Source organism: Pseudomonas sp. SC11 (assembly GCF_047039205.1).
Lineage (GTDB): Bacteria > Pseudomonadota > Gammaproteobacteria > Pseudomonadales > Pseudomonadaceae > Aquipseudomonas > Aquipseudomonas boreofloridensis.
The window spans coordinates 2,864,105-2,876,791 of record NZ_CP178183.1; the positions used below are offsets into that span (position 1 = coordinate 2,864,105).

At 61.6% G+C, this 12,687-nt stretch carries 7 protein-coding genes and 5 pseudogenes; all 12 read left to right on the top strand.

The features are described from left to right. The first annotated feature begins 22 nt into the window (after window positions 1-22). Window positions 23-1,132 (top strand): Rieske 2Fe-2S domain-containing protein, encoded by a 1,110-nt coding sequence (locus ACK2SD_RS12715; protein WP_412459904.1) that lies wholly within the window; start codon window positions 23-25, stop codon window positions 1,130-1,132. Window positions 1,133-1,182: 50 nt separating this feature from the next. After that, the gene (locus ACK2SD_RS12720; RefSeq protein ID WP_412459905.1) at window positions 1,183-2,427 is read left to right on the top strand and encodes an OprD family porin; all 1,245 of its coding nucleotides are present in this window, start codon (window positions 1,183-1,185) and stop codon (window positions 2,425-2,427) included. A 41-nt stretch (window positions 2,428-2,468) separates the two neighbouring features. Beyond that, window positions 2,469-3,770, top strand: a complete 1,302-nt coding sequence (locus ACK2SD_RS12725; RefSeq protein ID WP_412459906.1) for an MFS transporter — start codon at window positions 2,469-2,471, stop codon at window positions 3,768-3,770. A 280-nt stretch (window positions 3,771-4,050) separates the two neighbouring features. Then, entirely contained in the window at window positions 4,051-4,371 is a 321-nt protein-coding gene (locus tag ACK2SD_RS12730; RefSeq protein WP_412459907.1) for a transposase, read from the top strand. A gap of 67 nt (window positions 4,372-4,438) precedes the next feature. Further along, a pseudogene (locus ACK2SD_RS12735) lies at window positions 4,439-4,831 on the top strand (hypothetical protein); the annotation flags it as partial. 10 nt (window positions 4,832-4,841) lie between these two features. After that, a pseudogene (locus tag ACK2SD_RS12740) lies at window positions 4,842-7,235 on the top strand (hypothetical protein). Window positions 7,236-7,326: 91 nt separating this feature from the next. Then, window positions 7,327-8,386, top strand: a pseudogene (locus tag ACK2SD_RS12745) (hypothetical protein). A gap of 595 nt (window positions 8,387-8,981) precedes the next feature. Further along, complete coding sequence (locus tag ACK2SD_RS12750; RefSeq protein ID WP_412462312.1) at window positions 8,982-9,893, top strand: methyl-accepting chemotaxis protein; 912 nt, start codon at window positions 8,982-8,984, stop codon at window positions 9,891-9,893. A 10-nt stretch (window positions 9,894-9,903) separates the two neighbouring features. Beyond that, a complete protein-coding gene (locus ACK2SD_RS12755; protein WP_029612024.1) occupies window positions 9,904-10,272 on the top strand; it encodes a response regulator in 369 nt (122 codons plus the stop codon). A gap of 23 nt (window positions 10,273-10,295) precedes the next feature. Next, window positions 10,296-10,580 carry a lipid asymmetry maintenance protein MlaB gene (locus tag ACK2SD_RS12760; RefSeq protein WP_412459908.1) on the top strand — a complete coding sequence of 95 codons (285 nt, stop codon included), beginning with the start codon at window positions 10,296-10,298 and terminating at the stop codon, window positions 10,578-10,580. Window positions 10,581-10,622: 42 nt separating this feature from the next. Continuing rightward, window positions 10,623-11,346: pseudogene (locus ACK2SD_RS12765) on the top strand (Hpt domain-containing protein); the annotation flags it as partial. A 185-nt stretch (window positions 11,347-11,531) separates the two neighbouring features. Further along, window positions 11,532-12,662, top strand: a pseudogene (locus tag ACK2SD_RS12770) (chemotaxis protein CheA); the annotation flags it as partial. Between the last annotated feature and the right edge of the window lie 25 nt (window positions 12,663-12,687).

The window sequence follows — 12,687 nt, forward strand, 5'->3', positions numbered from 1 at the left end:
TTCCCCCTGAAGGAACCTTTAGATGTCACTGCCAAACAGCAACCTCATCGCCCATGCGCGCAAGGCCAGTGAGCCCATGGCCAACCGCGAGACCCCATTCATCTACAACGAGTGGTACGTCGCCGCCTTCGACGACGAGGTAGGGCGCCACCTGCTGGCCCGCCGCCTGCTGGATCGCAGGGTGGTCATGTACCGCACCGAAGCTGGCGAGCCAATAGCCCTTGAGGACCGTTGTGCACATCGGTCCTTTCCGCTCTCACGAAGCCATTTGGACGGCGACACCATCGTTTGTGGCTACCATGGTTTCCGCTACGACTCGTCCGGCGACCTGACTCAAGTACCTTCCCAGAAAAGCTGCCCCCGCGGCATCGGCGTTCGCCGTTATCCGCTGGTTCGTCAAGGACCGTTGCTATGGATCTGGCTGGGTGAAGAAACCCTCGCAGATAAGACGCGCATTCCTCATCAATCATGGATCGAGGACCCTGCCTGGGCCTGCACCTCTGGATATTTCCATCACCCTGGCAACTACGTCAGCCTGCACGAAAACCTCATGGATCTCACGCACCTGAGTTTCCTCCATGCGAACACCATCGGCACCCCGGATTACGCCAGTGCGCCGTACAAGCTCGACCTGAAAGAGGGCCACTACACCTTGACCCGCGAAGTGGTGCCCACCACCCTGGCGCCGGTCTGGGGCAAGACCACGGGTCTGGACGGATGCCCTAGCGCGGCGCGAATAGCGACTTCGGAATTTCTTTCACCAGGGCTACACCGGGTCAGCGTGACGTTCTACGACAGCGCGCAACCGGTCGAGCAGCGCAAGCAGTTCCACATCCGCACAGCGCACATTCTCACGCCAGAAACCGCCAACAGCCTGCATTATTTCATTGTCCACGGTCGCGACTTCGCACAACAGGATGAGGCTCTCGGCGATTTCATGCACGAGCAGTTGTTCGCCGCGTTCAACGAAGATGTAGAGGGGCTCGGAGCACTAGAGCACGCGCTTGACGATCGCGACGAGCATCACTACGAGATATCCGTGGCCAGTGACGCTCCGGCGGTCGCAACACGCATTTACCTGAAGAAGCGTGCCGACGCCGAACGCCAGCAACACGCCCGTAAGGTCGGCTGACAGCAGCTGCGGCCACCGTCCATAACAACAAAAAAGGACATCACCTGATCATGCCTAATCCGGCTATCACTTGCCTGCGCCTTGCGCTGGCAGCAGGCCTGACCATGCCCCTGCTGGCACGCGCCGACTTCTTGGACGACAGCCAGGGCAGTCTTGAACTACGCAACTTCTACCAAAACCGGGATTTTCGCCAGAGCGGCGCCGCCAAATCCCGGGTCGGCAATTGGTCGCAATCCTTCATGCTGCGTATGCAGTCGGGCTTCACCGACGGGCCAGTCGGTTTCGGTCTCGACTACCTGGGCCTGCTTGGCGTCAAACTCGATTCTGGTCGCGGTCGCAGCGGCGACGGCACCCTGCCCTTCGGCACCCAATCGGGCCGGCCAGTGGATGACTTCAGCCACATGGGCGTCACCGGCAAGGTGCGGATTTCGAAGACTCGCCTGGATGTCGGCATCCTGACCCCGACCCTGCCTGTGGTATTTCGCGATGACATGCGCCTGATGCCACAGACATTCGACGGGGCACTGGTCGAGTCGCGCGAGATCGACCGGCTGACCCTGACTGCCGGCCAGCTTTGGCGCTCGCGAACCCGTGAGTCCGCAGGCAGCGACCGTATGTACCTGGCCGGGCGTAGCGCCGACTTCGACAGTGGCGCCTTCGATGTGCTCGGCGCCAGCTATGAGATCGGCCATGGTTTGGTCGCTAGCGTGTTTCGTGGCGAGCTGCATGATGTCTATCGGCAGAACTACTACGGCCTGGTGCACACCTTGCCATTGGCTACGGGAATGTCGCTGCTCACCGACGTGCGCTACTTCGACAGCAGCAGCGCTGGCACCGCGAAGGCTGGCAGCGTCGACAACCGCAACTTCAACATGATGAGCACCCTGAACGTCGGCGCGCACAAGTTTGGCATTGGTTACCAGCGCATGTACGGCAACGATGCCTTCCCTACCCTGAACGGCTATACCCCGCCGTACACCGTCAACCTGGTCACCATCGGCACCTTCACAAGCACTGAGGAAGTTTCTTGGCAGGCCCGATACGACTACAACTTTGCGGCCCTCGGCCTGCCGGGCTTGACCTTCATGACACGCTACTTGCGCGGCGATGACATTCGCATCAGCTCCGGCAGCGGCCATGAATGGGAGCGTGATACCGACCTCGCTTATGTCATCCAGAGTGGCTACTTCCAAGGCATGGCCTTGCGCTGGCGTAACGCTGCCTACCGTTCGAGCCATTCCAGCGACATGGACGAAAACCGCCTGATCCTCAGTTACACCCTGAAACTCTGGTGACACTTCACTCCTGCGCCTTTCATATGCCCTGAGGTATACCCATGAGCCAGATCCAAGCGTCTGCACAGTTCGCGCAGACCGATGACAATACCTATCGCCACATCACGTGGCGGCTGATGCCACTGTTGTTGATCAGCTACATTTTCGCCCACCTGGACCGCATCAACATTGGCTTCGCCAAATTGCAGATGAGCACCGATCTGCAATTCTCCGACACCGTCTATGGCCTTGGCGCCGGCCTGTTCTTCATTGCCTACGCGATGTTCGGCGTACCGGCCAATCTCATCCTCGACAAGCTCGGTCCACGTCGCTGGATCTCGTTGATGATGGTGACTTGGGGGTTACTGTCCACCGGTATGCTGCTTATCGACAGCGCCAATGGCTTCTACGCCCTGCGCTTCGGCCTGGGCGTTGCCGAAGCAGGATTTTTCCCAGGCATCCTGGTCTATCTCTTCCGCTGGTTTCCAGCAGGTCGCAGGGCGTCGATCACCGCGCTGTTTACCATCGCAGTGCCTATGGCTGGCGTGATCGGTGGACCGGTGTCGGGTTGGATTCTCGAACACATGCAAGGTACCGCAGGGCTAAAAGGCTGGCAGTGGATGTTCCTCCTCGAAGGCTTGCCGGTAGTGGCGTTGGGGTTGGTGATAATGGCACGCTTGGATGACAGGATCGAGGATGCCCGCTGGCTCAGTGACGCACAGAAACAGGCGATAACGCAGGCGTTGGCGGGTGAAGAAGCGCGAAAGCAGATTAGTTCGTGGCGTGGCATCTTTAGCAATGGACAAGTGTGGCTGCTGGTGGCGGTGTACTTCGCGGTCATGCTGGCGGTCAATACCCTGGCATTTTGGATGCCTGCGCTAATCCATAGCTCTGGGATTGCCCGCGACAGCCAGGTTGGGCTGCTTACGGCCATACCTTACCTGGCAGGGTGCTTCTTCATGATCGCCGTGGGCCGCTCTTCCGATCACCTTAAGGAGCGCCGCTGGCACTTGTGTGTTCCGATTCTGATGTGTGCGCTGGGCTTGACCCTGACGGGCTTGCAGCCGCAATCGCCATTGCTGGTGATGGTTGGGCTGGTGATTGCCGGGATGGGCGCCAGCACTGCGTTGCCGATGTTTTGGCAGCTACCGCCGGCATACCTCAACAGCGCTATCCTCGCTCCGGGTATTGCCTTGATCAGTTCCTTGGGCAGCGTTGCCGCTTTCGTCGCACCCTACCTGATCGGCTGGATGCGTGATAATACCAACAGCGCAAGCCTTGCCCTTTATCTACTGTCCTTGATGATCACGTTGGGCGCACTTCTGGTGCTGCGCACACCAAGTACGGTAGTCAATCCACGTTAGTGTTGGTTCGCCAGCATCCCTGATCTTCACTTCAATCCGCAGGTCACATTGTCCTGGGGCCGATGTCCTTGTAAATAAAATACTCATAGTCATGGCTGCACGCTCCAGGTGCTCAATTCCAGGGAGCCACTGTGCGTAGTTAATGCCTCACTAGGAACTCCAGGCACCTCAACGCGAATGGTAAGCGACCGGCGAACTCACCTTCCGAACTCCAGCTTTAAGGGCGATGGTGTCCGCGTATTATTAAGCGGACGCGATCGCCCTTATTGCCAGGATTTCCATGCGCCAACGAAGCTCTCATCCGAAACTATTCAAAGTTCAAGTCGGTCGGGAATGCCTGCAACCTGGCTCAACGGTGTTCAATGTCGCCATCAGCCACGGCATCAATGCCAACGTCATCCGCAAATGGCTGCCGCTCTATCGAAATCAGCCCGCAGCGGCTCCACTACCGCCATTCGTCCCGTTAAAAGCCGCGCCTAAATGGCCAGTCGAAGCGTCAGTGATCATCGAATTGCCCATGGACGGGCAAGTGATCACGATGAAATGGCCAACCTCAGATCCTGAGGGCTGCGCGCACTTTATCCGGGCTGTCGCTCAATGACCCGCATTGATGCGATCTGGCTGGCCACCGAGCTTATGGACATGCGCGCTTGTACCGAAACCGCATTAGCCGAGTGATCGTGACCAACGACATCCCGCCCAAGCCGATGACCAACAGCACCGGACTGACCCCGGCGGCACTGGTCAACACTGCATTCCAGGCCGCTTACAAGGACCTGTCGCGCTACGAGCTGATCGGCACCCAATTGCAGACCAGCCCCAAGCTGCTGGCCAACTCGCAACTGGAGTCGGCCTTCCAGAGCCAGTCGTCGTGCTTTGCCTGCCACGGTACGGCGGCCTATTCGAAGGATGACGGCTACTTCAATTTCGCCCTCGGTGGCGATGCGGGCCAGGGGGGCATCGTCTATCCGACCGACCCAGTGCCGGCGTCCGATTTCAAGGGCTACCACAAACTCGACTTCGTCTGGTCGCTCAAGCGCGCCCAGTGGCAGCGTCCGTGAGGAAGATGACATGAGCGTATTGAATTTCCCTCGTATCTATCTGAAAGGCCACATGTTCTGGAACCCGCCAACCGGGAACAACAACGACATGTTCCCGCTCTACGACGCGGTGAACATGCAGATGAACTGGCCGTTCCTCCAGCACTACAACATCAACCCAGCCAATGCCGGCGATCTGTTGGCCAATTGGATGATCACCCCTCAGGCACTGGACGACGCACCGGACCATGTCCGCCAAGCGCCGCCCAATGCGCCCTCGCCGCAAAACCCCCACCCGATCATGATGCCCGCCGAGCGGGATCTGTTCGGCGACAACGGTTGCGGTACGGTGACTTACAAGGACACCACGTCCACCGTCATCGGCGGCGAACTGCCCACTGGCGGCTACGTCGACAATGACCCGTTGATCACCCTGCCCTACAACCTGTATGGCAACCCGTTCGGCAGCACCAACCCGAGCCCGGCGCGCTTCGTCGACGTCAGCCCCTGGCAGAACACCTTCACGGCGCTGTACTTCGACAGGCTGGTGCTGGGCAACGACACCTGCGGCCTGACGGCCAAGCGCCAATTCCGCATGCTCGATCGCTTCCTCAACTTCAACTGGGGCGCTCTCGGCGGACTGAACTACGTCACCACCACGTGGCAGACCTGCTTCCCGAAAGACAACCTGAGCTGGGTGGTGGGCAACTCGGCGCTGCTCCAGACCCTCAAGGCGCAGTTGGACCAGCCGGGTGTCCAGGGCCTGATGTTCCGTTTCTGCACCTACCTGACCTTCTACGACATGAACGGCGTATTCAATGACCAGCCGCCGATCGATGCCAAGTCCCAGAACAAGGTGGACATGGACAGGGTTCATGAGCTGTACCAGAAAGGCCTGAGCAACCCTGCGGACATCTTCTTCAACCCGGCCTACAGCTGCACCTCCGGCGTTCTCGGCCTGTGGCTCGACGGCGAGTACCCGACCGCTCCGGCCGGAGTACGTTTGGTGCCCGACGTCGCGATTGCCGTGCCTGCGTAGTACAAGCTGCGGCCCCCGACGATACAGTTGGGCGTCGCCTCGGCGCAGGTTCACGACAACACCCTGTCACTGGACCTGATGAATACCCTTCCGTTCATGCCCGCGACACCGCCAGCAGGTCAGGATCCCGCTGTTCCAATTGCGCAGAAACTGGATGTGGGTGCGTTCGACGTGGGCATCGATCAGAACGGCACCTTCGTGCCGGTCACGCATTTCAGTTACGCCGAATACCAGCAGGACCAGTTCGAGCAGCGCGCTGGCATTATCGATCTGCCCCTCACCCCGGCCCAGCAGACGCAATTGACCAGCGGCGCGCCGCTGGCGCTGCAACAGCAGACTACTGGAGTCCATGCATCGAAACAGGTGGCCTGGACCGCCGAGGTGATCCAGAGCGGCAGCTTCATCGACGTGGGCGAGACCAGAACCCTGCAGATCATGGTGCAGAAAAACGGCGTTGCGGCGAAAAACACCCACCTGCTGGTGGCGGAATACAACAACCCTTATCTGCTGGGTACCTCCAGCTATTACCTGGGCTTCAGTAACACGCCGAACTTCACCCTGTTCCAGGACTTCCCGGCCAACCGCGGGCAGAACATCGAAGTCTTGCCGCAGTTCGTCGGGACCGCCGAGGTCGAGGCCTTGGTGACGATCGGCGCGGGTCGCAATCTGGTGGGCTTGTGCACCGACGCCTCGGCCACTGGCGGTACGGACGTCATGTACCAGGATTACAGCAAGACCCCGGCCGGCATCTCGCTCAACGCGTGCTTGTCCTTGCAGAACGCCAAGACGGCCACCCGCTCGCTGCAGGACCCGGCCAACGAACAGGTGAACTACAACTACGTGCAGATCACCACCGACGGCAACGGCATCGCCAGCGTGACCGTCACCGGCCAGCGCCCAGGCTTCCCGACCTTGCGTTTCTACCCCAACGAGGACGGCCAGGCCGACATCGTCTTCAGCTTCGACTATCTCAACGCCTATGTGGACTTCCTCGCCCCCCTGCGGGTGCTGCCGCTGGAGCCGGAGCTGCAGCAGGCGTTCGTCGACCAATGGAACCAGGTGTACCAGAAGAGCGATGCGGGACAGCTCATCTGGGACAGCTTCATCTACCCGAGGATTTTCGAGCCCTACTACTATCTCTATCCGATCATGGGCAAGTACATGCCGCTCAACGATCTGTCGCGTATCGAGGGCGCTGTGGACCAGTTGATCCGCCTGATCAGCAAGCCGTACCAGGAAGAAAGCACCGTGGCGATGCCAATCACTCGGGACATGCCGCAAAGTCGTCGCTCGGTGCTGGAGCTGTGGGCGCAGAAGCTGGTGCAGCAGAAGTATCCGCCGCAGCCGTTGAGCATGGATGACTACAACCATCTGAAGGTCAACTGACCTCGGGGCGCAGGGGACAGTGATGTCCCCTGCGCTTTGCCGGGTCAACGAACAGACTTCAAGCAGCCCTGCCTCAAGGGGATACAGGCCAATGACGATCCATATCCCGCAGCACCCTGATCAAACCCTACGCCCCACTTCGATCATCGCCGAAGGCCTGCGCAACCCTCGCGGGGTTCTTGCCGAGGCCGACGGCAGCCTGTTGCTGGTCGAAGCCGGCACTGGCCTGCCCGGTGATCCGTTCACCGGTCGCATCAGCCGCCTGGCTGTCGACCCGCATGACCCCGGCGGCTATTTGCCGCGTGAAATCCTGGCCGAAGGCTTCCGGGCCATGAACATGCAGGCGCGCATGCTGCGACGAGATCATGGGTTTGTCGGATCTCGCCTGTGGCGAGGGCCGCTGCCTGGTCAGTCAGACCGACTACGTTGCCGGCTCGAAACTCCTCGATCTCCGCTTCAGCCCGCCCGAGCCGGTATGTCACAGCCAGGGCAACCTCAATGCATTGTGCTATCACCCCGGCCTGCATCGCTGGCTGGCGGTCAAGCCCGATACCAACGAGCTGGTCGCGCTGCGTCCCGGCGAGCAGGAGCGGGTACTGGTGAATCTGCCGGACCTGGACCGGGGCCAGGAGGCCGTGCCAGTCACCCTGGTATACGAACCGGCAACGACTGCAGTGCTGATCAGTCTGTTCTCCGGCGAATTGCACAGCGACCCGGCGCGCAAGGGCGTGGACTTCGCCGACAAAGCCGGCCAGGTGATCCGGGTCTGGCCCGACAGCGGGCACATCGAGGTGTTGATCGATGGTCTGCGATTGCCCACCGGCCTGGCCGTCGATGCGCAGGGCAACGTGCTGGTCCTGGAGCTCTGCGCCAGCTTGCAGCAACCGTTGGCTGCCGACTGGAGCGGCGAAGCCGTGCATGGCGGCTTCACCCGTTTCAGCGGACGCCTGCTGCAGTGCGACCTGCACAGCGGCGCGGTGAGCGTGCTGGCCCGCGAACTGGATACCCCGTCGAATCTGTGCCTGGTGCAAGGTGCAGTGCTGGTCAGCGAGGGCATGGGCCTGTCCGGCCGGCCGCTGCCTCCGCCAGCGGGTGGCGTGGTCGCCCTGGATGGCCGGTTGCGTAAGGTCTCACTGCAAGCGCTCCCCTGACACAGCACACGCCTGCCGCCGCTGGCCTACCTGCCGCCGCCGCAAATGAGGCACCCACGCACCTCCCCCGTCACTCGGCCTCACCGCCTCATGAGCTTCAGCGCAGATTGCGAAGCGCAAATCCTGCGCTGAAGCTCATGAGGCAACGGCTGTTCGCCTTTCCCATTCAGTGCGTGCGTCAGAAATACCTCTGTCAAGAACCCGACGGAAGGCACCTCCAAAACCTCAAGTCCAGGGGCACAGGGCAGATAACCCCTCTATCGTTAAATCCGAAACATCTTCCAAGGACGGAACCATGACCCAGCGTCACTCCACCCTCCTCCCCGCTCCCGCCCAGCCGCGTTTTCTCTGGTTCGCCCTGATCCCTGTGCTGCCCGCAGTGGTGTGGCTGCTCACGCAATCCATCTCCACGGCCAACCTGCTGGCCTGTACGGTGCTCGTGCTGATCGGCCTGGGCGTCGGCGTCTTGAGCGCGAAATCCCAGGCCGAAGCGATTCGCCGTGCACAGGCATTCGCGCTGGATCACGTCACGGCGCAGGCAACGCAGGCCAACACGGCTTCGCGTGCCCAGCTCGACGAGGTGCTGCTCGGCGCGATGCCGATCTGGGCCAAGCAGGTGGAAAGCTCGCGTCAGCAGACCGAAGAAGCGATCGTCTCCCTGGCCAACCGCTTTACCGGCATCGCCCAGCGCCTGCAAGACACCGTGCAGGCCTCGCAGCACGCCGCCGGCGAACTGGATGGGCAAAGCGCCGAAGGCGCGCTCAAGGTGCTGGCGCGCAGCGACAGCGAACTGAGCCAGGTCATCGACTCGCTCAAGGCCACGCAGACCAGCCGCGACCAGACCCTGTCCCAGGTCCGCAGCCTTACCGCCTACACCGGTGAACTGCGCACCATGGCCGCCGATGTGGCCGCGATCGCGGCGCAAACCAACCTGCTAGCCCTTAATGCAGCCATCGAAGCCGCGCGTGCCGGCGAGGCCGGGCGCGGCTTCGCGGTGGTGGCCGATGCCGTGCGCAGCCTGTCGAGCAAGTCCAGCGAAACCGGTCAGCAGATGTCGGCCAAGGTCGACATCATCAACAACGCTATCACCCAGCTCGTTCAGGCCGCGTCCAACAGCGCCGAGCAGGACGGTCTCTCGGTGAGCGAATCCGAGCACAGTATCCAGCAAGTGCTCGAACGCTTTCAGAGCATCACCGGGCGCCTGGCCGACTCGGCCGACCTGCTCAAGCAGGAAAGCTACGGCATCCGCGACGAGATGACCGAGGTGCTGGTCAACCTGCAGTTCCAGGACCGTGTCAGCCAGATCCTCAGTCATGTGCGCGACAACATGCACGATTTGCACGAACACCTGCAGCAAGCCAGCCAGGCGCCGGACCAGGCCGTGGCGGTCGATGCCCGCCAGTGGTTGGCGCGCATGGAGGCGACCTACGCCACCGACGAGCAACGCCGCAACCACCATGGCAGCGCGGCCGAACAGCAGCATTCCCAAGACATCACCTTCTTTTAGGAAGTACACCATGGCGAAGAACGTATTAGTGGTCGACGACTCCAGCAGCGTACGGCAGGTGGTGGGCATTGCCCTGAAGAGCGCCGGTTACGAGGTAATCGAAGCCCGCGATGGCCAGGACGCCTTGAGCAAGCTCACCGGACAGAAAGTGCACTTGATCATCAGCGACGTGAACATGCCGAACATGGATGGCATCACCTTCGTCAAGGAGGTGAAGAAGCTGGCCAGCTACAAGTTCACGCCCATCATCATGCTGACCACCGAGTCCCAGGAATCGAAAAAGGCCGAGGGCCAGGCCGCCGGGGCCAAGGCCTGGGTGGTCAAGCCGTTCCAGCCGGCGCAGATGCTGGCGGCGGTGTCCAAGCTGATCCTGCCCTGAGCGTCGTGGACCAGGAGTTCTGCATGCCTATCACTCGCGAAACGCTCGACGGCACCGTCCACCTGGTCATCGACGGTGAGCTGACGATCTACACCGTGGCCGAGCTGGCCGCTGCGCTGCTGCACGAGATGGGCGCAACAGCGCGTGTGCAGCTCGATCTGTCCCAGGTCACGGAAATGGACGGCGCCGGCGTGCAACTGCTGGCGGTCGTCCAGCGCGAAGCCAGCGCTGCCGGTACGGTCTTGACGCTGACCGACCAGAGCCAGGCGGTCAAACAGGCGTTGCAACTGTGTCGTTGCCTCGTCTAGCCCTCGCCACACGCTGTTCAATCATCGACAAGGACCGTTCAGGTGAGCATCAATCTCGATCAGGCACTGCAAACCTTCATCGTCGAGGCGCGCGAACTGTTGCAGGCCATGGAGCAATCCTTGCTGCAACTGGAAAGCGAGCCGGGCGACGAGGATGCGATCGGCGCGGTGTTTCGTGCCGCCCACACCATCAAGGGCTCTGCCGGGCTGTTCGGGCTGACGCCGATCGTCACGTTCACGCACATCGTCGAAGATGTACTCGACCGCCTGCGTGACGGACTGATAGCGGTCGATGCCGCGCTGATCGCCGTACTGCTCAAATCCGGCGACCACATGCTGGAGCTGATCGAGGTGGTTGCCAGCCGGGGCGAAGCGCTCTCGCCCGCCGCCGTTGAGCGCGAAGACGCGTTACGCCAAGCGTTGAATGCCTATCGGCACGTGGATGCCCCGGTGACTGGACTCGAAACCGAGCCCCCCGCTGCAAGTGAAGAAGGCCAGGTGCTCTGGCATATCTCGCTGCGTTTCGGCGAGGACGTGTTTCGCAACGGCATGGATCCGCTGTCCTTCCTGCGCTATCTCGAAACCCTGGGGCAGATCGTGCAGTTGCGCACCCTCACCGAATGCGTTCCAGACCTGAGCCGTTGGGATCCTGAAAGCTGCTACCTGGGCTTCGAGCTCGATCTGAATTCCACCGCCGGCTACGCCAGCCTCAACGAAGTCTTCGACTTCGTGCGTGAAGACTGTGACGTACACATCAGCCGCATCGATGAGGCGAGCGAAAGCGCTCCAGTCTCCGGCACCGAGCTGGTCGTCCAGGCCGAGGTCGCGCCTCTGGCGGGCACGCCCCAGCGCGTGACGGCGCCTGCCGAAGGCAAACCCCGCGACGGTAACTATGTGCGGGTCAACGCCGACAAGCTCGACGAACTGATCAACCTAGTGGGCGAGTTGGTCATCGCCAGCGCCGGCGCGAGCCTGCTGGCCCGTTCGTGCGACAACGACCCGTTGCAGGAAGCCACCTCCAGCGTGTCGGGCCTGGTCGAGGAAATCCTCGACAGCGCCCTGCACCTGCGCATGATCCCCATCGGCGACACCTTCAATCGCTTCCGTCGGGTGGTGCGCGATGTCAGTCAGGAACTGGGCAAGGACATCGAGTTGATCATCAGCGGTGCTGAAACCGAGCTGGACAAAACGGTGGTCGAAAAGATCGGCGATCCGTTGATGCATCTGCTGCGCAACGCCATGGACCATGGCATCGAGAATGCCCAGGCGCGGCAGGCGGCGGGCAAACCGAGCAAGGGCCACCTGAGGCTCAATGCCTATCACGACTCCGGCAGCATCGTCATCGAAATCGCCGACGACGGCGCTGGCCTCAACCGTGAGCGCATTCTGCACAAGGCGCAGGAGCGCGGCCTGGTCGCCAGCGGCGCGACACTGACCGACCAGGAGATCTACAACCTGATCTTCGAGCCGGGCTTCTCCACTGCCGAAGCGGTGACCGACCTCTCCGGACGCGGCGTGGGCATGGATGTGGTCAAGCGCAATATCACCCTGTTGCGCGGCACCGTCGATCTGGACAGCCGTCACGGCCAGGGCACGCTGGTGCGCATTCGCCTGCCGCTGACCTTGGCCATCATCAATGGCTTCCTGGTCGGGATCGATCAGTCCACCTATGTGATCCCGCTGGACATGGTCCAGGAATGCATCGAGCTCGACGAACACCAGCCGGTGTCGACGCGCGACCAGGGCTACCTGGATTTGCGTGGCGAGGTACTGCCGCTGGTGGACCTACGCGAGCACTTCAACCACGAGGGTGCGCCTGCGCGGCGCCAGAACGTCGTGGTGGTGCGCTATGCCGAGCACAAGGCCGGACTGGTGGTGGACGAGCTGCTCGGTGAGTTCCAGACCGTCATCAAACCCCTGGGCAAGCTGTTCGGGGCACTGCGCGGCATCAGTGGCTCGACCATCCTGGGCAGCGGCGCGGTCGCGCTGATCCTGGACGTCCCTGCCCTGCTCAATCAAATCGTACAACTGGAAGCCCGCCCGGCTCCGGCGTCCCAGGCCCTGTCGGGCACCACGCGTTGACGTTATTGCACTTCCATGGAGGTTT

Bases quoted from the DNA above. Each gene is read 5' to 3' on its own strand.
- ACK2SD_RS12715 (WP_412459904.1), top strand. From the start codon at position 23: ATGTCACTGCCAAACAGCAACCTCATCGCCCATGCGCGCAAGGCCAGT.
- ACK2SD_RS12720 (WP_412459905.1), top strand. From the start codon at position 1,183: ATGCCTAATCCGGCTATCACTTGCCTGCGCCTTGCGCTGGCAGCAGGC.
- ACK2SD_RS12725 (WP_412459906.1), top strand. From the start codon at position 2,469: ATGAGCCAGATCCAAGCGTCTGCACAGTTCGCGCAGACCGATGACAAT.
- ACK2SD_RS12730 (WP_412459907.1), top strand. From the start codon at position 4,051: ATGCGCCAACGAAGCTCTCATCCGAAACTATTCAAAGTTCAAGTCGGT.
- ACK2SD_RS12750 (WP_412462312.1), top strand. From the start codon at position 8,982: ATGCCGATCTGGGCCAAGCAGGTGGAAAGCTCGCGTCAGCAGACCGAA.
- ACK2SD_RS12755 (WP_029612024.1), top strand. From the start codon at position 9,904: ATGGCGAAGAACGTATTAGTGGTCGACGACTCCAGCAGCGTACGGCAG.
- ACK2SD_RS12760 (WP_412459908.1), top strand. From the start codon at position 10,296: ATGCCTATCACTCGCGAAACGCTCGACGGCACCGTCCACCTGGTCATC.